Annotated in this window: 15 protein-coding genes; all 15 read right to left on the bottom strand. The window is 47.2% G+C overall.

What is annotated here, in order from left to right:
• Positions 1-14 precede the first annotated feature (14 nt).
• Entirely contained in the window at positions 15-932 is a 918-nt protein-coding gene (locus MHH25_RS14050) for an ABC transporter permease (protein WP_017688654.1), read from the bottom strand.
• Positions 933-1,034: 102 nt separating this feature from the next.
• A complete protein-coding gene (locus MHH25_RS14045; protein WP_127545891.1) occupies positions 1,035-2,600 on the bottom strand; it encodes an ABC transporter substrate-binding protein in 1,566 nt (521 codons plus the stop codon).
• Positions 2,597-3,808 (bottom strand): M20 family metallopeptidase, encoded by a 1,212-nt coding sequence (locus MHH25_RS14040; protein WP_340020281.1) that lies wholly within the window; start codon positions 3,806-3,808, stop codon positions 2,597-2,599. The genes MHH25_RS14045 and MHH25_RS14040 overlap by 4 nt, the downstream gene beginning before the upstream one ends.
• Positions 3,805-4,557, bottom strand: a complete 753-nt coding sequence (locus MHH25_RS14035) for a FadR/GntR family transcriptional regulator (protein ID WP_340020279.1) — start codon at positions 4,555-4,557, stop codon at positions 3,805-3,807. The genes MHH25_RS14040 and MHH25_RS14035 overlap by 4 nt, the downstream gene beginning before the upstream one ends.
• A gap of 211 nt (positions 4,558-4,768) precedes the next feature.
• Positions 4,769-5,482: a glycosyltransferase family A protein gene (locus tag MHH25_RS14030; protein WP_340020278.1), complete on the bottom strand. Its 714-nt coding sequence runs from the start codon at positions 5,480-5,482 to the stop codon at positions 4,769-4,771.
• 150 nt (positions 5,483-5,632) lie between these two features.
• Entirely contained in the window at positions 5,633-6,730 is a 1,098-nt protein-coding gene (locus MHH25_RS14025) for a Gfo/Idh/MocA family oxidoreductase (protein WP_036670781.1), read from the bottom strand.
• Positions 6,731-6,742: 12 nt separating this feature from the next.
• Positions 6,743-7,666: an AraC family transcriptional regulator gene (locus tag MHH25_RS14020; RefSeq protein WP_340020277.1), complete on the bottom strand. Its 924-nt coding sequence runs from the start codon at positions 7,664-7,666 to the stop codon at positions 6,743-6,745.
• A gap of 24 nt (positions 7,667-7,690) precedes the next feature.
• Positions 7,691-8,695, bottom strand: coding sequence for a Gfo/Idh/MocA family oxidoreductase (locus tag MHH25_RS14015; protein ID WP_340020275.1), 1,005 nt, complete (start codon positions 8,693-8,695; stop codon positions 7,691-7,693).
• A 244-nt stretch (positions 8,696-8,939) separates the two neighbouring features.
• The gene (locus MHH25_RS14010) at positions 8,940-11,741 is read right to left on the bottom strand and encodes an alpha-mannosidase (protein ID WP_340020273.1); all 2,802 of its coding nucleotides are present in this window, start codon (positions 11,739-11,741) and stop codon (positions 8,940-8,942) included.
• Positions 11,742-11,759: 18 nt separating this feature from the next.
• Entirely contained in the window at positions 11,760-12,584 is an 825-nt protein-coding gene (locus tag MHH25_RS14005; protein WP_076211825.1) for a carbohydrate ABC transporter permease, read from the bottom strand.
• 22 nt (positions 12,585-12,606) lie between these two features.
• Positions 12,607-13,473, bottom strand: coding sequence for a sugar ABC transporter permease (locus MHH25_RS14000; protein WP_036608294.1), 867 nt, complete (start codon positions 13,471-13,473; stop codon positions 12,607-12,609).
• A 67-nt stretch (positions 13,474-13,540) separates the two neighbouring features.
• Complete coding sequence (locus tag MHH25_RS13995) at positions 13,541-14,920, bottom strand: extracellular solute-binding protein (protein WP_127545869.1); 1,380 nt, start codon at positions 14,918-14,920, stop codon at positions 13,541-13,543.
• A gap of 78 nt (positions 14,921-14,998) precedes the next feature.
• The gene (locus MHH25_RS13990; RefSeq protein ID WP_340020272.1) at positions 14,999-16,300 is read right to left on the bottom strand and encodes a glycoside hydrolase family 125 protein; all 1,302 of its coding nucleotides are present in this window, start codon (positions 16,298-16,300) and stop codon (positions 14,999-15,001) included.
• Positions 16,301-16,523: 223 nt separating this feature from the next.
• Positions 16,524-17,696 (bottom strand): GntR family transcriptional regulator, encoded by a 1,173-nt coding sequence (locus tag MHH25_RS13985; RefSeq protein ID WP_340020505.1) that lies wholly within the window; start codon positions 17,694-17,696, stop codon positions 16,524-16,526.
• Between the two features lie 255 nt (positions 17,697-17,951).
• Positions 17,952-23,198, bottom strand: coding sequence for a S8 family serine peptidase (locus tag MHH25_RS13980; protein WP_340020271.1), 5,247 nt, complete (start codon positions 23,196-23,198; stop codon positions 17,952-17,954).
• Positions 23,199-23,366: the final 168 nt, after the last annotated feature.

Here is a 23,366-nt window from a genome sequence, read left to right as displayed (position 1 = left end):
GATTGCACCTCCTTCTAGTCGTATTTGATGCGCGGATCGAGTAGCCTGTAAGCTACATCCGTCAAGATGTTGATTACCACAACGATAAAGGCAATGACAAACACCGCTGCCTGTACAATCGCCATATCATGTGTGTTGACTGCAACGACCAGCAACTGACCCAGTCCAGGCCAGGAGAATACCGTTTCCGTAATCAAAGTGCCCCCGATCAGACTTGTAAACTGTAAACTCATAATTGTCACGACCGGAATCAATCCGTTCCGAAATGCATGTTTTACAATGACAACCATTCGGCCAAGCCCCTTGCTGCGAGCTGTTCGAATATAGTCCTGGTTGAGAATCTCCAGCATGCTGGAGCGAATCAGTCGGGTCATCTGCGCAGCCAGTCCAACGCCAAGTGTAAATGCCGGCAAGATCAGATGTGACAATCCTCCGCGACCAGATACCGGCAATACGCCCAGCATGACGGAGAACAAGAGGATAAGCATAATCCCCATCCAGAAGTTTGGCATCGCCTTACCAATGACGGATATTCCTGAAATAATGAGATCGGTAAACGTATTGCGTTTGACAGCTGAAATGACGCCAAGTGGCACAGCCATAAGTACAGCAAAAAACATGGCGGCTACCGCCAGTTCAAAGCTGGCAGGCAATCTCTCCAGCACAAGCTCTAGCGCAGGCTGATTGTAGCGAAAAGACTGACCAAAGTCTCCCTGTATCGCACTGCCCAGAAACTTCACGTATTGCGTATATAAAGGCTGGTCCAAACCAAGTGCCTGCGTCAAGACAGCACGATCTTCAGCGGTAGCCGTTTCAGGCAACATTAACGCAACCGGATCACCGGTGACTCGAACCAAAATGAACACAATTAATGAAACAATGAACAGCACCGGAATGATCTGCAGTAATGACTTAAGTACGTATTTGCCCATTCCTTGTTCACCTCCCTTTTAAAAAAGAACGGCAGGAACATGGTTATCCAGTCCCTGCCGTTCACGGCCTATCTTTTCAATGACCGGTTGTTATACCCGATGTTACTGTGCAACAGGTGTAATCTCGTCAGCATAGAACATCTCGTCACTGCGCGGCGCGAAGTTCACTTTAGCATTTGTTCCGTAGACACCTTCCATTTGGTACAGATATACGGCTGGGCGTTCTTCAGAGAAGATCTGTTGTACTTGCTGATACTCTTTCTCACGAGACGCAGGGTCCATGTTCACCAATGCCGATTGAAGCAGTTTCTCTACTTCAGGGTTGTTGTAATCCGACTCGCCTTTTGCTTCTTCCAACATATAACGATTGTAGTTATTCGAAGCATCGAACAAGGAGTTACCAATACCAATCATGAAGATTTCTTTGAATGATTTGGAGCTGTAACGTTCACTGAATGCACTTGCTTCCAGGACATCCAGATTGATTTTGAATCCGGCTTGTTCCAGCATGGCTGCAACAACTTCAGCCTGTTCTTTGTATTGTGCGGAAACGGAGATAGTCATCTCGGCTTCACCTTCCGCATAGCCAGCTTCTTGCAGCAACTGTTTGGCTTTTGCTTGATCATAAAGTGATGTTTTGTACAATGAAGGATCAGCACCGAAGTTGCCTGGTGTTACGGATGTGCGGGTTACGATACCTGCTCCGCCGGCAATGCTGTCCACGATCCCTTGTTTGTCGATAGCCAGGTCAATCGCTTCACGTACTTTCGGATCAGCTGTGATGCTACCTTCTGTCTGACGGAATATCAACTGAAGCACACGCTGGATTGGCGCTTTGACAATCTTCTTATCTGCTTCGCCTTCGATCCGGGCAATGTCAGTGGAGGGAATGGAAGACGCCACATCTACACCACCAGCAAGCAATTCGGATACACGTGTGGAGGCTTCAGGAATAACGCGGAATACCACTTCATTCCATTTTGGTTCACCGTCAAAGTAGTTCTCGTTTTTTACCAGTTCCACACGATCATCTTTGGTCCATTTACTGAACTTATAAGGGCCTGTGCCTACTGGTTGTTTCAGGAAAGCATCGAATCCTTTATCCGCAATATATTTTGCTGGCAGAATGCCTGCTCCCATTTTGGACAGACGATTCAGGAGCAACGGATCTGGACCATCCGTGATGATATCTACGGTATAGTCATCCACCACTTTAACTTCTACGATATTTTTGAAATAACTGTTTTGTTTCAGTGTCTCGTCCTTGGCTACGCGCTCCAGCGTGTATTTTACATCTGCTGAAGTGAATGGATCGCCATTGTGGAAGGTAACACCTTCACGCAGCTTAAATCTCCACGTTGTATCATCGACTTGATCCCATGATGTCGCAAGTCCCGCAACTTTTTTCTGTTCACTGTCATTTTTGATCAGATAATCAAAAACGTTGACCAGAACCGCCTCACTGGAAGTATTGTTGTTGTTGTGCGGATCAAAACTCTCAATATCGGTTGCCGCAGCAACGGTCAGTGTTGTACTTGCGCTTCCACTGCCCGTTCCTTCTGTTGCGGAACCATCATTTGTGCTTGTCGATTTTCCTCCGCAAGCGCTGAGTACCATTACGACTGCCAGTAACGTGATCCACAAGCCTGTCCATTGTCTTTTTTTCATTGTAATTGCTCCCCCTCAGAAGTTGTATTCCGTGCCAAAAATTCAAGTGCTACTGCGGACAACATGCCCACACCATAAGGCATCGCTGTCTCATCAAGATCAAACATGGGATGGTGGAGTGGATAGCGAGTACGTTCCTCATCATTCCCAGATCCTAGTCTGAAAAACACACCCGGAACCTGTTCACAATAAAACGCGAAATCCTCGCCCCCTGTGGAGGGTTTGATATAAGTCCATCCCTTCTCCGCATTAACCTGATCACAAGTCTCTGTTAGCAGGTCAACCATGCCGAGATCATTCACGACAACAGGGTATCCATCGCCGTAGACAACTTCGCATCCTGCTCCGAATGAATCACAGACCCCTTTAACAACCTGCTCGATCAGAGCTGGCATCCGCTCACGAATGGCAGGTGAGAGTGTACGAACCGTACCGATCATCTCCACTTCGGGGGCGATGGCTGTTCCCATATAACCTCCCGTGATTTTGCCAATCGTGACTACTGCCGGTTCAAGTGGATCAACCATCCGACTGACGATATTTTGCAATGCGGTGATGACCTGAGCGGATACCGCGATTGCATCAATACCCTCATGCGGACGAGCTGCGTGGCCACCCTTGCCAAACACCTTAATAATCAAGGGATCAGCTGATGCAAAAGCAACGCCCTGACTTACGCCCAAGGTTCCCGTGTCCTGTCCAGGTGTCATGTGTAATCCTGCGATGGCATCAACCTTTGGATTCTCCAGAACACCGTCCTGGATCATGGCTCTTGCACCTGCAAGTCCCTCTTCTGCTGGCTGGAAAATAAATTTGATGTTGCCTGACTTCGGTCTTCCAAGACCAGTAAGCAGTTGGGCGGCTCCCATCAGGATGGAGGTGTGAGCGTCATGCCCACACAGATGCGCTTTGCCTTCTACTTGCGAACGGTATTCCACCGCTTTCTGATCCTGGATTGGCAAGGCATCCATGTCTGCGCGCAAAGCAAAGGTTGGTCCGTCGGTCTCTCCGCGAAGCAGGCCTGTAACCCCGGTCTGTCCGACATTGCGTGTAACTTCCAACCCCAGGCTTTCCAGATGCTCAGCTACGATAGCAGATGTGCGATGCTCCTCATAACCGATCTCCGGATGCTCATGTAAATCTCTGCGCCAAGCGCTTAACTGGGCTTGTAGTGGCTGAGCCAGCTGTATTAGTTCTGAACGATTCATTCGCTGTCATTCCCTTCATTTTTGTCCGATTCAGAAACCAAACGGGCATAGATTGCATCCGCTGAGAATTCGATATGCTTTTTCATCATCTCCTTAGACTTGATGCTATCATGGGCTTTCAATGCTTCAAGAATCTCCATATGTACACCGTGGTTGACGGTACGTATCCGGTCATCATAAGGCATCAGGTCGAGAGCCGGATTAATTTTCGTCCGAATCTGTCTGACGGCTCTCTCACAGTATGGATTCCCCGAAGCCTTGGCGATGGTCAGATGAAATTTCACATCCAGCGCCCTGAACCATTCCCTTGTGCAGTCTGGCTCTATACTTTGTTCCATGTAACCCTCAAGCAGCTCCAATTCGCCTGCGGTGATCCGCTCAGCAGCGAGAAAAGCTCCCTCTGGCTCGATGATGGTTCGAAATTCAAACACCTTCAGCATCTGTGACCAATCCCGTTTAATTTCTTCTCTGGTCCGTTTATGCGAATTGGCTGTCAGAGGCAGTACAAATGTTCCGCCTTTGGCACCCACCCTTTTCTCTATCAAGCCTTTCTCTTCCAATGAAGAGAGTGCCTCGCGAACGGTAATCCGGCTTACGTTAAAAATCTCTGCCAGATCTCGCTCGGCTGGAAGCTGTTCTTCACTCATTAATTCTTTCAGAATAATGGCTTCTTCCAGTTGTTCCCTAATGAATTCACTAACCTTTTTGGTGGATACTTTCTCAAAACGAAATGAAAACGTACTGGACATCTAAACACTCCGATCTGTATATGGTCTAGACCTTATACCATTAATATAATTCCGACTAAACTTATATGCAATACTTTTTTTCAAGTAAATTCATATTTTTTTCTGACCACCTCCAAATTGAAGCATTTTGGCACAAAAAAGACGCATCTACACGCAGCAGATGCATCTTCGCTTTCGATATTTGACGACACACGGGCACTACGATTACAGACTATAACTTTTTATTAGCATAGGGTCTGAAATCCTCTGTAACCGCAAGTTTTTTGCTTCCCTCCAGGTAAAAGCTGTCATCCGCTCTCCAGGTATGACTCTTTTTGTTCTGTCTGCGGTGATAGACATAATTATAAGGAGAGGTCGCGTACGCTTTGAATCCTCTTTTCCTGCATTGTCTGAGAAAGGTTACATCTTCCCCTATGGAACGGTCCGTGAAGCGGACTTTTTTCAAGATCTCTCTTTTGAATAAAATAGTGCCCCCTTGAACAAATTCAACCGGTTTATTTTTTTCAGCCGGAGATCTGACCAACAATGTCTTGGATGCGCCCAAATAGACCAGGCACGAATGTTTACCCACAATATCACTTTTGGTCCGTCTAAGTTCTCTCACCTGCTCTGTTAAATAATACGGCGAATAGTAGTCATCATCATCAAATTTGGCAATCAGCGAAAAGCGTGCCCTTGTCATGCCAGCGTTCAGGCTTTGTCCTAGGGAAATGCTCTCCGGAACTTGATATACATGAACATTGGCAAGATTCCGAACCCGGTTTTGGTATAATGCCAGATTCATACTGTCATGATTCAGGACAATGATCAGCTCTTTGCTTTTATAAAGCTGCCGATTGTAATTTTGCAGGATGTTTTCAAAAAATTGTGGCCGATTGGTACATACAACAATGGAAACACCATGACCCGTTTTGTGTTTAGTCAAGACACACCCTCTTTTCAGCTCATTTTTCTCTCATCATATGTGCCGAAATAGATTCTGGTATGGACCAATAGCTAGTATCCAAAACACCAAAAACCCTCTGTCCTCAATAACGGGACAAAGGGTTCTGTAATCTATTATTTTATGTCTGTTCTATGCTTCGTTACCGTTATTCAAGTACACAGCCTTGCCTGTGCGAGCAGATTCATAGAGTGCTTCCAGGATTTGAGATACAACCAGCGCTTGTTTCGGTGTAACGACTGGCTCCTGATCGTTCTCAATCGCTTCAATCCACTTTCTCATCTCAACATCCGGTGCGCTCTCGCTCTTACCATCGTAGAAAGCTACCCCGCCTGCACTCAGTTCAATCTCATTGGTGTATAGACGGCTGAATTTCTCACCATTGATGCGCAGTCCGTTCTTCATATCCGCACCCGCTTCGCTACCGCTCAAGCTACATTTCGCCTCATCCACATCCAGTGAGTTCAGTGCCCAACTGGATTCCAGCATGATCGTTGCCCCATTCTCCATCACAATCATGCCAAAGGCCGAGTCTTCTACGGAGAATTGTTTTGGGTCCCACGGGCCCCAGGCATTGGCCGCATTTTCACGTTGTGAAAGCTCATGATAGGTCGTACCCAGCACAACTTTTGGTTGATAGTTATCCATCATCCAGAGCGTCAGATCAAGTGCGTGCGTACCAATGTCAATCAGCGGACCGCCACCTTGCTTCTCTTCATCCAGGAAAACACCCCATGTTGGTACTGCTCTACGTCTAATCGCATGTGCTTTGGCAAAATAAATATTACCCAGGTCACCTGCTTCGCACACCTTCTTCAAATACTGACTGTCTTCTCTGAAACGGTTGTTGTATCCGATAGTCAGTTTTTTGCCGGTACGTTCTGCCGCTTCCAGCATGAGCTGTGCTTCAGCAGATGTCTTCGCCATTGGCTTTTCACACATGACATGTTTCCCCGCTTCCAGGGCGGCAATAGAAATCTCGGCATGAGAAATATTCGGGGTAAGTACATGCACAATGTCCAAAGACTCATCCTTAAGCAATTCCTGATAATCCGTGTAGACTTCGGCTTCAGTAGTGCCATATTTCTGTTTAGCTTCATCCGCACGTTCCTGAACGATATCACAGAAAGCCACCAGTTCAACATTATCCAGTTTACTCAGACTCGGCAGATGTTTACCATTCGCGATTCCACCACAGCCAATAATTCCGATACGATATACTTTACTCATATATATTCACCCTCACATAAGTATTGGTTGTTTCATTTTGCGAAAAGCCGACGGGGTCATCCCCAGACGTTTGCGAAATACAGCATGCAAATAGTTGGCATTATTGAATCCTGAAGCAAGTGCGATCTGTTCAATGGATACGTTACTTTCCTTCAGATTGCGGCACACGGCGCGCAGACGAATATCCTCCAGTACACGGCTGAACGGCATCTCCGGCTGTACTTGGTAGAAGATTCGCTGCAATTGTCTGCTGCTAATATGAAGTTTCTCAGCTACATGCTCCAGTGTGACCACTGAAGGGTGATTCGCCTCCATATACTGCACTGCATACTCATAGCGATACACCGACATATCCCGCACAGGGGCTTCCGGTCGATTACCCCCGGTGTCGTATGCTCGCACGGTTTTGAGTAATATGCTGATAACCAGTTGCTTGATCGACGTATAATAACCTAACAATTTCTGATCACATGCCTCGTAGGCTTCCAAAAAACAATGCATTGCACGATGATAATCATTCACCGGAGTAAGCGGAAGCGTTCTCAGCTTTTCAATCGTTTCCTCGGATTCTGCTGCTTCCCAGGGATCGACATTTTCCCTTGGCTTGTGAACGATATCTACATGAAGACATAGTTCATCCATGTCCTCTTTGGCATCAGCCTCCTGATAATGAACGACACCCGGTCCAGTCAAATACAGCATACCTTCCGAGAGTGCATGTGTCTGATCATCCAGAATAACTTTGCCTTTACCTCTCGGGATAAAATGAAACTCAAACTCCGCATGATTATGGAAATCCACAACTCGGCCCGCTGGAAAAGAAGTCAGATGAAATCGCATCACGCGAATCTCATAATGTCCCCAAACCATTAGAATATCCAGTCTCTCCAGGAGATCCTGCCGTTCAAGCATTTTCTCATAAGGATACAGGCTCAAGATTGCACACCTCCTTAATAAAAACTAACCCTTCAACTCTTTCAGAGTAATTCTGCGCCCTTCTTTGGCAGAGAGATTCGCAGCTTCCATCAAACGGGTCAGCTCCATAGCGATCTGCACGTTTTCAGTTGCATCCGTATCATTCTGTATATGTGCAACCCATTGATTGAATGCGCTTTCTCTTTGGTCTGCCAAAGGAAGTTCAGTCCAGTCATCATATTGTCCCTGTGCTGCTTTCGTGCGAATCAATAACTTTTCTTCGGGTGTTCCGTACAGAAGTGTACCTTCCGTACCATGAACCTCAATCGTAAATGGAGAATGGCTGTTCACAAAACCGGCTTCAACAACGCCGACTGCTCCAGAATCCGTAAACAAGGTTGCAACGGCATTATCTTCCACTTCTTTGCCTGTAATATATCCGAAGTTGGCGTTAACCGCAGTTACTTCCTGACCAAGAAACAGTTTGGCGAGATACATTGGATGGCAACCCAGATCAATGAGTGCACCGCCCTGACAATCCTTCAGATTATAGAAGTGTTCAGGCAACCAGTTCGAAATCGCTCCATCATGCGATAAACGCGCTCTTACATAAGTTATTTTACCAAGTAATCCTTGGTTAAGGACATCCTGAATCGTTAACGTATACCCTGCATTCAGTCGAGGTAAGGATACTGTCATCTTGACGTTGTTTGCCTTTACCTCATTAAGGATTCTATTGGATTCCGCCTGTGTCGAGGCAATAACTTTCTCCGTGAAAATGTGTTTACCTGCTTTTACAGCAGCGGTGATCACATCTTCATGGATGCGAGTTGGCGCATCTACAATAACGGCATCGATGTCATCCTTGGCCAGCATATCTTCGAGTGAAGCATAGAATGGTACGTTTAAGCGTTCAGCCGCTTCCTGCCCCCGCTTGGCATCTTCATCCCAAACGGCGGCGATGACTGTATCCTCATGTTCCTGTGCCTGCTTGATGTAATCCCATGCATGAACATGCCACAAGCTAATTTTTCCAATTCGAATAGTCACTGTTGTCTTACCTCCATACTATATAATATTCTGACATTTATCTATAAGTTATCACAGACTTAATCTATTTTTAATAGAAACTCACGACAATAAATGTATAAAATCACGACATGAATGGTATTAGACATTTATACACTTGCCCAAATCCCTGATATATTTTACATAACGGAGCACACACCAAAAACCTCCTGTCCACGCTACCGTGACCAGGAGGTTTCTATAATTATGATATTCAATAATCAACTCACCGTAACGTATAACCTTGTGTAACAATCTTGTACCCCGATACCGTTTGGCTTTGACCCTGCAACGTGTCCTTAACCCGTTCCAGCACATCGCTCTCATAAACGGAGGCAGTTTCGAATCCAGTTTGCACGTTCAACTCAACGGGTTCGGAGTTTAGATTATACCAGCGAGCAATCAAATCTCCGGTTTCCTCTGCGATCTTCAATGTGGAGAAGGCTAGTGACGAACCTTGTGCATTCCATGCCAGCCATTGCTTCGACAGAGGCAGTTCCACCTTGTACCCATCGGCACCGGCATGACTTTCTCGCTCAAATGTATACGCAAGTGCCCCTTGCTGTACAGTCGTCCACGGAATCGGATACACGTATGCGGATGCACATGCAGCTGACTGTGCAGCATCGCCCGCAAATGGAATAATCGCATATTCCACACTCTGAGGTCCCAGACATTGGGCTTCCGGTGTTTCAAACACACCCCAATCTCCCAGTTCCGAAGAGGCACGCAGCAGCGTAACTGCAATCGTACTGCCCTCTTCATGCTGTAAAATCTCGTATTCATTCAGCCCTTTGTTTGCAATCATCAAGCCATGATCACCATCGGTCACATGTACAAATGCCTGCTGATGCTGTGCATTACTCGGATTCACCCATTCTTTGGCCGGTGTATTGGAACGTTTAGCGATTTCAAAGATGGAATCTGCATAATGATCCTCTGTCACCAGTCCTGATGCAAAGAGTGCGCGCAGTCGATGATCCTTGGCCTGATTGTTAAAGTCAGTTTTTACCTTGACCATATTACTGCCCGCTTCCAACGTATACGTTGTCGTAATCACCAACGGAACAGTGTTCTTGACTCGCTGTGCCTTCCGTTCTGTAAAAGGAACCATTTGGCGCTTCTCCAGCTCGAACAGTTCATCTGCTCCAGCAGGAATATCCCAGCGTAATACACTTTCCATAACTGCCCGATACGGAGACTGCTCCACAATCCGCAGGTCCGCCTTCAGATGCTCCGTGGTCAGCGTCGTCTCTCCCTCCGGTTGACGGTAGACATATTCATTGCCGATATCACCGGTATTCTCATATGAATTTAATCCCCTGTATACAGCACCGGAGACCTTATCTTCAATTGTAGCCGTACCATTCTCTTCAACCGTCACTCGCAATTGACCGTTCTCCATCATCATTCCCTGCACCTGGATGAGTTCGCTCGTATCGGGCACTTCAACAATCTCAACAATCTCTGCTTGTTTCTCTACTGGAATGAGAGCATAAGTCTTATATCCCAGCGAAGGTACATCCACCGCCTGGAAAGTCACTCTTACTTTACGAGCCATATAAGGTTGTCGGAAACGATCCTTCGGAAGTTCATAGCCAAAATGTGCACCCAGATCGTTAATTTCTGCCGAATACACTTGTCCATCCGAATCGACCAGCTGATACGATGGTAACGCATCCTCTTCCAACTTTTGCGCAAGTGCCTGAGGGTTAGGACCCTCCGGGAAAAATGCTTTGTCCACAATCAGGTCCATCTCAATGATTCCATTTCGATTCCATCCAGACGTGTTGAACACAGTAAACGGCACCGCTTCCTCTCCCCAAGCCTCAGCAGGTTGCACATGAATGGACTCGGCAATCGCCTGCGCGCTCTGGGAAACCAGTTTCTCTGCAAGTTGTCTGCTCTTGGCGAAGCGAGTCACCATCTCACGGTGAACCTCATCGACACTGCACCCGCAGATGCTATCATGTGGGTGGTTCTGCATCAGCATCTTCCATGCATGTGTCAACAGATGATGCGGATAATCTTTTACCCCGGCTATGTGGGCCATGGCTGCCAGTGGTTCGGCTACTTTTTCAAGCAACGTCTGTCCCTGCTGATTCAACTGTTTCAGATAAACCCTGGCAGATGCCGTATTCACCAGTGTTCCCCAACCATCCGTGTGTTGACTGCGAAGCTCGCCCTCAATGGTCGCCAGATGTTCAGGCACATCCTTCGTAACCGCCTCAATGTAATCGTCAAAATTGGAGTGAATAAATTCAACATCAGGATATAATGCAGCCGCCGTGCGTAAAGCCTCTGGCAGATTCGTCTGGATCGGCTGATGATCACAACCATTCATGAACAACAGATGGGGAGTCGAGGCAAACTTCTCGGCATCCGCCAGATTTTTATCCCAATAGGCTCGGGCTTTCTCCGAATCAACCGGAACTTCCATCCCATTGCAGTACCAATTCGCGAACAAAATGCCGAGCACTTCCGAACCATCCGCCGAACGCCAGATCATCTCCGAATAGGGAGATTCATAACTGTCTGCATCAACCACAGCATTATTGAATCCCGTAGGCTTCACCCCACGCCCGAAGATCGCGTTATGAATATCCGCCTGTTGAAGAATCTGCGGTGCCTGTCCCATATTTCCGAATGAGTCTGGGAAGTATCCCGTTTTGGATATCACACCCAAAGGTCGAGCATCACGATGACCGATAAGCAGATTACGCAAGTTGGCCTCGCTGCTGGTCAGAAACTCATCCTGTAACACATACCATGGACCAAAATGGATGCGTCCTTCGCGGATATAACGGTCGAGCCTCTCCTGTTGTTCGGGCCGAACCTGCAAATAATCTTCACGAATAATCGTCTGCCCATCCAGATGGAAATAGCGATATTCCGGGTCCTGATCAAGCGTGTCCAGCAGTTTATCCATCAGCTCAATGAGCAGTACATGATGGTGTTCATAAGGCATATACCATTCGCGGTCCCAATGGGTATGCGAGATGAGATGTGCCGTCTTTTTGGTTGTCATGTTGCGTACCTCCTGTCATTAACCTTTGGTTGCTCCGCCCATGCTGAATCCTTTGGACATGTAACGCTGGGAGAAGATATATAGCACAACCGAAGGCATTGTATAAAGTAGTGAAAATGCAGCCAACCTACCGTATTCAACCATACCGTGGCTGCCGAAGAATTGATAAATCGTGACCGATGCCGGAAGTTTCTCCGGTGTCTGGAGCAGGATGTATGGTACGAAGAAGTTGCCCCAACTTCCTGAAAACGTAAATATCGCTATCGTTGCAATACCCGGCAACATCAGTGGTGCTACAATTCGTCTCAATCCGTTCCACACAGATGCACCGTCAATCCAAGCCGATTCTTCCAGATCAATTGGCACCGAATCCATGAAGTTTTTCATCATCCAGATGCCGTAAGGAAGTGAGGATGCAGTCAGGAACAGCATCGTGGCAATGATGCTATTTTGCATTTTGAAGAACAGAAACATTTGAAATACCGGAACCATCACGGCAGTAATCGGAAGAGCTGTCATGAACAAGATGGATAACAAGAAGCTTTTTTTGAATCTCATTTCATAACGGGATAATGGATAAGCAGCAAGGACCGATACTAGAACAACCAATATCGCTTGCCCTCCCGACAGAATCAGGCCCACACCGAATGAACGAAGATTGCTCGAATCTCCGAGTACATCCTTGAAATTTTGAATGGTCCAGGTACTGGGCATTTTGATACCCTGTTGCGCGTTCGGGTCAAATGAAGCCAGAATGATCCAGAGCAGCGGCAATAAAAAACAGAGCCCTAGAAAAACTAGAATCCCGTACTGGATTTTGCGTTGAAGCCCATGTTTGACCATAGGGATCGAACCTCCTTCATGGTTACACTTTCACTTTCATGGATCGCATGTAGAACAGGCTGGCGATAATACCGATGAACAACAGAACCAGAGATATGGCTGTGCCGTATCCAAATTGATAGTTCACAAAGGCCTGGTTATACATGAAGATCGGCAAGGTTTGTGTTGAAGTACCCGGGCCACCACCGGTCATCGTATAGATCAACGTGAACACGCCCAGTGTCTGTAGGGTAACCAACATCATGTTGGTCACGATGGAGCCTTTTACCATTGGAATCGTAATGTGTCTGACAATCTGGAACCCGGTGGCGCTGTCAATAATCGCAGCTTCTTCAACTTCCTTCGGGATATCATCCAGTGCCGACTGATAGACCATCATCGAAAAGGCTGTGCCGTGCCAGATATTTGCGATAATGACACTCACCATAGGGAAACTGAACAACCAGGAGACTGGATTCGCTCCAAACCAGCCGAGGATCTGATTCAATGAACCATTGTCACTGAAAAAGGCGACCATACAGAATGCCACAACAATCTCGGGTGTCACCCAACCGGCAATGACGATGATGCCAATGACCCGGCGGAAGGTCACATTTTTCTCCTTCATTAGAAGAGCCAGAATGAACCCAAGCAATACCTGACCAATCACTGCGGAGAAGATGAGAAAAACCAGCGTGCGCCAAACACTAATCCGGAAATCCGGATCATGGAACATATTAATGAAATTCTGGAATCCGACAAACTCCAAACTCTTGGCTGCCGCCCCGGTCAGAGCCATATTCGTAAAGGCAAAACAGATCGTCAGAATGATGGGAACAATGAAAAACACAAGTAATAACAGTACGGAAGGCATTAGAAACAGAAATGAACCTGGTGCTTTCCTTTTCATAAGTCACTCTCCATTCGAACCGGAAAAAGGGGAGATTGTGCCTCCCCCTCCGAATATATCGATATCCTTATTTCTCTTCGATGCTGTCCGCGCCAAGGGAACGGGATACGTTGTCCTTCAATTGCGTAACTCCCTCTTCCGGCGTCAGCTTGCCAGAGGCAATACTCTCAACAATGCTTTGCAATTGTGCGGATACCGCTGCATATTGATCGTTCGCTGGACGGAAGTGGGCCACATTCAAGAGTTCCTGTGCTTCTTTGGTATAAGGACGATCCGTATAACCTTCAACTTCTGTGGAATCATTACGTGGGCTGAGGCTGCCTTCCGCTACTACACGAGCAGTCGCATTTTCCTTATTCATCAGAAACTCGATAAATTTCCAAGCCTCTTCCTTGTTTTTCGCCTGTGCAGGAACAGACCAAGCCCATCCTCCAGACATCGTAGTTGCTCCAGGTTCTTCCCCATTTTGTGTTGGGAATGGTGCAAAGCCTATTTTCTCTTCAACGTTGGCGATTGGAGCAGCACCGTTCTCGGCCCATGTCGAACCTGCCCAGCTACCATCTACAGCCATCGCCAATTTGTCTTGCGGGAACTGTTGCTGGAATGCAATACTGCCAGCTTGTCCATTCAGGGCAACCTGCATGGTTGGACCTGTTTTATCCGTGTTAAACACTTGATCTATGAATTTGAAGGAATCCAGCAGCCCCGGGCTGTTCACGACCCATTTCTTGCTGGTGTCGTTATACAGCGTGTCCGCCGTACCATAGAGCAGCATTTCCAGTGTTTGCATGGTGACACCTTCACCGTTTGCTTTGCCCACGATCATATTAAGTGGTGTCACACCCGGCAGTTTTTGCTTGATCGTACGTGCTGCTTCGAGTACTTCTGCCCAGCTTGCAGGTTTGAACGGAACTTCAAGTCCCGCCTGTTGAAACAGTTCCTTGTTGTACCAGATTCCGCGTGTATCCGAGGTAGCCGGAACGCCGTACACTTTGCCGTCTTCTCCGGTAACCCCTGCCTTCAGGTTGTCGATGATGTGTTCTTCCCAATCGGGCCATCCCTGAACCTGTGTATCCAGCGGCTCCAGATATCCCGCAGCAGCATCGGATTTGATGATGGATGTATCTTCAGCAATGACATCCGGTGCCGTATCCGGGGATTTCATTTGCAGAACCATTTTGGACGTATAATCGCCTTCACTTGCCAGTACAGGCGCAATGTTGATTTTGATATCCGGGTTTTCTTTTTCAAATTGATCCACCAAGCCTGATTGGAAAAACTTCGTAAGTGTATCTTCAGATCCTGAAGAACGGAACGATACAGTTACTTCCTTCTTGCCATCACTGGTTGTGCCTGTGCTTGAGCTTCCGCCCGAACAGGCTGTAGTAAGAATGAGCAAGGATGTCATAACTGCTGCTACCGGCATTTTCAATGATATTTTTCTCATGATTCGCTCTCCTCTTGTCGGAATTTAACGAACTCCGAACGTTATAATGTACTCGCAGGTTATCTCTTGCTTCCCTATCTATTTCTGTACGCGGAATCCGCAATAATCCATAATCAGTTCACTAAAGAGCATGTTGGACCATGAAAACCATGGACGTGTATATTCATGTGGATTGTTGGCCGAAAAGCCTTCATGGGTCAGTCCGGTATCCGCATCCGTCTTATGGATAAGCTGAAGCAATCGTAGTTTTTCATTGCGATCCTCTGTAGTCAGCCCCTGCATCGATAAAGCGATATGCCAGATGTACCCTTCCGGTGTATGCGGACTACCGATTCCCGCTGCTGCTGTTCCCTCATAAAAATACGGGTTGTGCGAGGAAAGAATGAAACGGCGTGTATTCTGATACACCTCGTCGTTCTCCTCCACATATCCGAGATAAGGTAAAGACAGCAGACTTGGCACATTGGCATCATCCATCAGATTGTGATTGCCTTTCCCATCCGTTTCGTACGCATATATGGTTCCATATTCCGGATGTTCAACGGTGCCATAATCCTGAATACCTTTGTTGATCTCTTGCTCCAACTGCTTAGCATTCGCTGCCAGCGTTTCATCCTCGAACACCGCTTCAGCAATTTCCTGAAGATATCGAAGCGCCACAACAGCGAACATATTGGATGGAATCAGATAACCATATTCACAACGATCGTCGCTGGGACGGAATCCCGACCAGGTCATGCCTGTGTAGGCTGTTTCAGTACCTCGTCCCTCTCGGGTGAGCGTATCGGTTTCGGGAGCATCCAGACGTTGGAACGTGTAGGGTGATTTCGTCTCATGATGTTGCTCCACTTGCCATAACTGCATGATGATCTGGGATGCTTTACGGAACGTATCATTGAATTGAGTTGTTCTTCCCGTGTTCTTCCACAAGAGATAACTGAGCTGAATCGGATAAGCCAGTGAGTCGATCTCATACTTCCGTTCCCAGATCCAATCATTCATCTGCGTCAGGTCTTCCTGATGTCCTTTTCCACTCTCCGTCTCATTAAAAGCGTTTGCATAAGGGTCCAGGAGAATATATTTCAGTTGACGTTCAACCAGTCCAGCGATCATGTCGGCAATATCTTCATCCTCTGAAGCGAGAAGCAGATAAGGTCTGACCTGAGCGGCAGAATCACGTAACCACATGGCAGGAATATCTCCCGTAATCACAAAAGTTGTTCCATCTTCTTTGCGCTGAATTGTAGTCGCCATCGTATTGGTAAAACAATTTTTGAACATTTGGTTGAGTTCCGGATGGTCCGGCATACGTTGCTTAACCTGATCAATCATGTCGTATATCGAGGGGGAAATTTCTTGATTATCTCTGGGTGTCAGCATGTTGTCCTCCTTATGTAATCCAGTTTGTTAACCGCTTTCATCATCCTAAAACGAATATAATGTTATGTCAATATATTTATTTGTATATTAGCATGTTATTTTAATTTGAAGACACCAAATAATATACCATTTAAAGCAATTCTCCCCATTTTATCCGCACCAAAAAGAGGCCTCGTTTATACGAAGCCCCTGATTGAACACAATGAATATTAAGTTGTTATAATTAACCCTTTTGTTTCACCATACTCGTTGACTTACCCTTCACCAATCGGGCAGGTAAAACAACTCTGTTCACTGTCATTTCGTTGTTCTGCATACTTTGAAGCACCATCTCGAATGCCTGTTTTCCCATATCAAACTGGCTTTGTCTCATATGGGTTACACGGCTTCCTTCGGCAGCATTTGGACTGTCAAAGCAAATGATGGACATATCTTCCGGGATTCTCAGACCAAGCCGATCCGCTGCCTGTTCTGCAAGTAAAGCAATATGATACTCCGCAGCAAAGAGTGCAGTAATTTGGGGATATTTCTGTAAATGTTCCACCAATGTCTCCACATCACGGACCTCGACTTGAGGATCAAACACACTTGGCAGTGTCGAAAGAAAAGATTCTAACCACAGTTCCCTGTTCACCAGCACCCCTTGATCATTATGAGCCTCAATGATTCCTTCAATTCGCTCTTCAATCGGTGTAGTGTTCGCCGGAGGCTGTGTCAGAAAAGCGATGTGTCGGTGACCGAGATCGAACAAATAATTCATCCCTTCTCGCGCCGCGCCTACATTATCCGTACTGACAGAAGAAGCCGGAATTCCTTTCAAGTACCGGTCAATCAGGACAAACGGGAATTTGTTAACGACCAGTTTAAGAATCTCATCGCTGAAATATTCACCCTGTGCCGGGAAAATAATCAATCCATCCACACCCAGTTCCAGCAGTTCCTGAATGCTCTGTTCCTCCTGCTCGGGAATCCCGAAGGAACGTCTAAGTACGAGAAAACAATCATGCTCTCGCGAAGTTTCTTCCATCCCATATAACAGTTCTGTACCATACATATCGCTGAAGTTAGTAATGACCAGACCAATGAGCAGCTTCTTTTCTGGATCTTTGATCGCAGCACGCGGAGCAGGTCTGTTAGATCTTTCTTGTAACATTTCTGCTGTGTCGGCTACAAAAGAACCCCGTCCCGGCTGACGAACAATTAATTGTTCACTCGCCAGCATCTCAAGTGCTTTTTTAGTTGTAATCCGGCTCACTCCGAATTCATCACATAATTCCTTCTCCGAAGGAACACGCTCACCCACTTGATATTGATGAAGCTGTATCCGTTCGCGCAAGGATTCAAAGATCTGTTCATACATCGGCTTGGATGCCGAGTCTTTCCCCAATACAAGCACCTCCATAAATACCCATACTTCTCATGTTCTACATCCTAATATATCATGTTATATCATTAATGTGAAGAAAGGAGACAACTCACATGTTGCCATGTGAGAGCAAAAGAAAAAGCATCCCGATGGATGCTTCATTAATCTTAGGCGTCAGTTGTGAATCGAGACAACAAAAAGCCGACAAGCCCTGATACGTCGGCTTATCGGCTTCTTGCTTAGATGGTCAAAATGCAGTTATCGTCCAAGTCATACTTTGCATAATTAAGGTTGCAGACCCTCAGCGGACGGTGGACCTACTTCTGTTTCAGTCTCTTCAGGGCTCGAATCTGGTTCTGGAACGGATTGTTCTTGTGCTGCGCTGACGAACAATCGTCCAGCTGCTTCCGCCTCTACTTTGTTGCCTGCTGCATCCTGAGCTCGAATCACAATGACTCCACCATCCAGAACAAGGGATGAAGGTGTTGTGTACGTACCCGTGTAACGACCAGGTTCAGTCTCTACCAATGGAATCTCTCCTGCCCCTTGGGCATCCAGATTCAAAGGTAACTGAATACGGAAAGATGCTTGCAGACCAGGTTTACTATCAAATGAAACGGTAACACTCTCCCCTGATGTGATTCGAACATCCTCAGCCGGAGTAATATTCGTAAGTTCTGGCGACGCCGTTTCCACATAGACGGTGCGGGTTACGGTTGTTTTGTTACCAGCGATATCGGTTGCTGTAATGGTTATTGTGTTCTCGCCTTCATTGACCAATACACGGTGACTGAAACTTCTGTCTTTACCCACTTGTAGGGTTTGTCCGTTAACGGTTACCTTATCGAGGAATTGTTCCACGACATTACCCGTTACGTGAACCACTTCTGCATTGATGCGATCCCCTTGAGCTGGCGTGAGAATCGTCAATTGTGGTTTGGTCTGATCCAGAATAATGACTACGGGGAGTGAACGGTCCGTTGTTTTACCGTCTACCACTGCCTCCGCAGTAATCGCATTAATGCCAGAACGGAGCTTCACACCGTATGAGAACTTCCCATTTGCCACCGTTGTGGTGCCAGCCAGATCCTTGCCGTTGTAGATCTTGATCTGAGCTCCAGATGCCGGAGACGTTCCCGACACAGTGAAGGTCGATTGATTCGTATACGTGTTTGCAGGTACTGTGAGCACAGGTGCATTTACCGGATATCTCACGACTGCACGAATCATGTAATTGCCTTCTTCTACCGGTGAAGTACTCCATGCTCCGCTTACACGCTGCCAGCTTCGACCAGCATTCGTGCCATTCTCATCGGTAGCGAGTCCCGGAGCACTTGTTCCGGCTACGCTTTGTACATACACGATATAGAAGTCACCCGTTACAATGACCGGTTCTGGGAATTCAACGGTTGTCCATTGATCGTTACGAAGTGCAGTACCGTCGAATGGTCCAGCCAGCTGTCGTCCTGGAGCTCCACCCGCACCCGATGCATCATATACGGCATATTGGAACGTTGTACCTCCAGGCACAGGCCACTCGGTGTTCCAGAATCGGAACGATGCACCTGTCAGTTGAGCGGTCTCCAGCTCTGGTGTCATTCGAACTGCCCAAGCGTTATCTGCAGCGTTAAAAGCTCGTGCGTTCTCTGCTGATCCATCATCATAAGCAATTTCCCCTGGGAAACCGATGAATGGTTTCAAGGCAACATTTGCCTCTGCTGTCCCATTACCAGGTACAGTTACAGTTACGGTTTTACTGTAATAATCCGCAGCCCGGATGGATAGGGTATAACTTCCTTCCAATACCTGAATATCGAAGCTGCCATCTGAACCTGTGCGAACTTCACCTACATTGGCATCTTCGACCACGAGAACGGAAGCATCAGCCAGTGGTTGTCCTGTCCGCTCATCCGTTACTACACCTTCTATCTGTCCATGCGGGATTGCCTCCAGATTAAAGTTGGCTTTGGCTCCACTGCCATCGGTGATCGTTACCTGCTGAGTTCGAGGATAATAGCCATATGCTTCAGCTTTTAACGTGTAATCACCTGCTACGTGTGTGAAGTTATACTTGCCTGTAGCTGGATCTGTCTTCACCGAACGCCCGGTTTCCAGTACGGTAACCGTTGCACTTGCAGGCAGGCTTTGTGGATTAACCGAACCTGTTCCTGGTTTTTCAACTTCCGGTTGTTGCTGTTTCGTTTTGTTAAATTCCGCTTTGTCTGTCCGCGAAATTTTGTACCATGGATTATCATAGGACGGTTTTGGTTTGTCATTGTTAAGCACAACCGCACTGTCCTCCGTTACCGTCTCCGCAGCAACTCCCAGTACACGGAAATCATCAATGAACCAGCCTGTCTTCACAACACTGTTGTCTGAGGTCAGACGGAACCGGAATTGTACTTCACTGCCGGTAAGTGCATCCAGGTCATAGAATACCGGTGTCCATTGTTTACCGTTTGTACTATGTGAGAATTTGCCCAGTTCTGACCATGTGGTTCCACCATCCTTGGTGACTTCCACATACCCGTAGTCGTATCCACTCTCAATCTCGTACCAATGATTAAACGTGAGTGTTCCTTCGGACACATCCGTCAAATCAATGACCGGAGATACGAGTGAATAGTTGGAGCCACTCTCGTACGTATTGTCGAGATCAGTCGCCCAGACATTCGGTGGAGAAACCGCGCTGGCAGGTCCCGTTACCGGAATACCGCGTTCCCACTCATCTTTGGTTCCTGAATGAGTCCAGCCGTTATCATCACTGCCATCGAAATGATCGATGTAGATATCCTGAGGCACCTCTACGGTAATGGAGACCTCATTCGATTTGTCGCTTTCATTGCCACTATAATCAAGTGCGGCAACGGTATAATAATACGTCGAATCTGTCACCGTAGCCGTATCTGTAAACGTTGTTCCTGTTGCAGTTCCAATGGATTCATAACCTGCACCTGCGGTTGTGGAGCGATATACGATATAGGATTCGAGATCCTCATCGCTCGGACCCGTCCAGCTCAAGGCTACATTACCAAGAATATCGGCTGTCGCAGACAATCCGGCAGGAGCGCCTGGAGCAATCTCATCCAGTTCTTCTACAGCGAAATCATCAATGTACCAGCCAGCCTTTTGCAATGAATTATCGCTCGTCAAATTGAACTTGATGAACACCTGCTGTCCCGCGTATTCGCGAAGATCCACATATTGTGTCTTCCAATTGCCACCTGTACCCGTGAAGGTTAACAGCTCTTCGAACACATAATCGCTATCCTCGGAAGCGATGTATACCTTGCCGAAGTCGATGTTATTCTCCAAGTCATACCAGTGCTTGAAGGATAATAACGCACCTTCTGGACTCTCGGTTAGATCAATAGGCGGCGCAAGCAGATATGCATTGCTATTCGCCATATAAGTTCCTTGCAGATTGGTTGCAATCACCTTGTCACCGGAGTAGGCACTTCCAGGACCACTACTTGGTGCTCCCCATACCCAGGTACTTCCGGTTCCACCAGTCGTGAAGCCCAGCTGATCTTCTTCAAAATCCTGAAGATATCCTGGCTGAACGCCATTGGAGACAGCCACTTTATATACCTGACTTTCGAATCCGTTGTTGCCGTAGTCGTTCACACGGATATAATACTCCACACCTTGTGGCTCAATCAGAAATGCCGGAATGGTCGCTGTGTACGTACCATCTTTGTTATCTCCAGCAATCCGGTTCATCGGTAGATAAACGTACTGGTTGGTACCTGTCGTTTTGGCAAAAGCCTCGACGGAGACTACTGCGACGTTATCTGTCACATGAGCGGTTAATGGTATATCAATGCCTGTAAAGGCAGAATTAACAGGGGTATGTGCCAGTACCGGCTCTTCCAGATCATCTCCGGCCGTAACCACTCTGCCGGATACTGTGCCGATCCCTTCGAGTACAGAACCCACAGCATCAAGGGCATTAATAATGCCGTGACCGTAGCCGTTATTAGGAGATGTCGGATACTGACTATCCGTTCTCGGCGTGGCTGTATCTGTAATGATCTGCTCCAGCTGATCCACCGTAAGGGAATGATTGGCCTGAAGCAGCAGTGCAGCAAGTGCAGTTGTATGCGGGCCTGCCATGGATGTTCCGTTCCAGCCTCCCTCATATACTCCGCCCGGAACTGATGAACGGATATTCACACCAGGTGCAGATACTTCCGGTTTGATCTCACCATACGGGGATGGGCCCAGCAGGGAGAACGAAGCCAGATTTCCGTTGATATCGGTTGCTCCTGTAGCAAAACTTTCAGGATAGTTGGCTGGGTTAGCAACAGAACCAGGTCCGCCCGGGTTACCCAGTCTCACATTTCCTGCGGAGAATTCCGGGAAAATCTGAGCATCACGCCAAGCTTGGACCATAGGACGGAACCATTCATCCAATCCTGCGCCTCCGCCCCACGAGTTGTTAACAACATCCGGTGCAAGTTCAGGATGCAGATTGCCTTCCGCATCCACCGGAGCGATCAACCATTGTCCGCCATCCAGAATAATGGCATCTGTTGTTTCCGGATTGAATATCCGTACACCAATCCACTTCGCACCGGGAGCAACCCCGATCTGGTTGGTACCATCTGCTTCGGAGCCAACCATCGTACCCATCGTGTGCGTACCATGCCCGTCTCCGTCCGCAGGGAGGGAAGCATTACTGTGCGGATCATACCAGCTCAGTTCGGGATCAACGATATTGCCCGAAGCATCCAGTCCCCGCCATTTGCTGCGAAGCGCCGGGTGGGTATAATCCACACCGCTATCCAGATTGGCAACAACAATCCCTGTTCCATCGATGCCCCGATCCCACACGGCTGGCGCATTGATGTAATCCAGGTTCCATTCCACGTTCTCTGTCGCAAGCTTGTCCTTTGCAGCAGGCTCTTTGTCTTTGACTCCGACTGAAGAGTCTTTAGTTGGCGTTTGGACAACATCTTTGCCTGATGCCGCATTCGCTGGTTCTTTACTCACTTCGGCTTTCTGTAAGTATCGTGTCTCATTCGGTAGAATCTTCTCCACCTCAGGCAGCAGCGCAATCTGTTCCATGACTTCTTTCGTACTCGTTACTGCCAATGAATTGACAATAAAATAGCTTTTATATTCTTTGACCTTACCCAGGTCAACTTCCTTTTCCAGATAAGTTTCCAATGGATATTGTGTACGCGAGGCCGTTTCTCGCAGAGAGCTGACAACCGAATTACGAACGGACAGCTTTGTGGCTGAAGCCGTTTGTTTGGCTATGGTCGCCTTTTCAAGGGCCTGTTTGGAGACTGCTGCTGTATCCACCTGTTCCTTCATTTTCACCAGATAGGTCACATATTCACTACCATCAAATTCTTTGGTCAACTTGGCGTTTACTTTGGACTCCGTAACTTTGGCAAGTCCAGATTTCATATCCAATTTGGATGATGTGGAGTTTTCAGCTGAAACCGGATGAATGATCGAAAATGCAAGGAGAAGCGAGAGCCCCATGGAGATGGGCTTGCGTAACCGATTAATCTTTATCAAACTTTTCCACTCCTTTTACCCGGTTTTTTAATTTAGTCTGGTACATATGCCCTTCTCTGCAGAATGAAACGGTAAAATAACCTTTATTGCGTACGAAATAGATACCCTGGATTTCACATAAAGCCTCACCTCCTTTACAGGTCTGGTTAGGGAACAATATGAGTCAGA

Origin of the sequence: Paenibacillus sp. FSL H3-0457 (assembly GCF_037981725.1) — a bacterium.
GTDB classification, from domain to species: Bacteria; Bacillota; Bacilli; order Paenibacillales; family Paenibacillaceae; genus Paenibacillus; species Paenibacillus amylolyticus.
The sequence above is the reverse complement of the archived record's forward strand: the minus strand, read 5'-3'. Positions and strand labels throughout refer to the sequence as shown.

Excerpts from the sequence above, each read along its gene's own strand:
- MHH25_RS14050 (WP_017688654.1), bottom strand. The coding sequence starts at position 932 with ATGGGCAAATACGTACTTAAGTCATTACTGCAGATCATTCCGGTGCTG.
- MHH25_RS14045 (WP_127545891.1), bottom strand. The coding sequence starts at position 2,600 with ATGAAAAAAAGACAATGGACAGGCTTGTGGATCACGTTACTGGCAGTC.
- MHH25_RS14040 (WP_340020281.1), bottom strand. The coding sequence starts at position 3,808 with ATGAATCGTTCAGAACTAATACAGCTGGCTCAGCCACTACAAGCCCAG.
- MHH25_RS14035 (WP_340020279.1), bottom strand. The coding sequence starts at position 4,557 with ATGTCCAGTACGTTTTCATTTCGTTTTGAGAAAGTATCCACCAAAAAG.
- MHH25_RS14025 (WP_036670781.1), bottom strand. The coding sequence starts at position 6,730 with ATGAGTAAAGTATATCGTATCGGAATTATTGGCTGTGGTGGAATCGCG.
- MHH25_RS14010 (WP_340020273.1), bottom strand. The coding sequence starts at position 11,741 with ATGACAACCAAAAAGACGGCACATCTCATCTCGCATACCCATTGGGAC.
- MHH25_RS14005 (WP_076211825.1), bottom strand. The coding sequence starts at position 12,584 with ATGGTCAAACATGGGCTTCAACGCAAAATCCAGTACGGGATTCTAGTT.
- MHH25_RS14000 (WP_036608294.1), bottom strand. The coding sequence starts at position 13,473 with ATGAAAAGGAAAGCACCAGGTTCATTTCTGTTTCTAATGCCTTCCGTA.
- MHH25_RS13995 (WP_127545869.1), bottom strand. The coding sequence starts at position 14,920 with ATGAGAAAAATATCATTGAAAATGCCGGTAGCAGCAGTTATGACATCC.
- MHH25_RS13990 (WP_340020272.1), bottom strand. The coding sequence starts at position 16,300 with ATGCTGACACCCAGAGATAATCAAGAAATTTCCCCCTCGATATACGAC.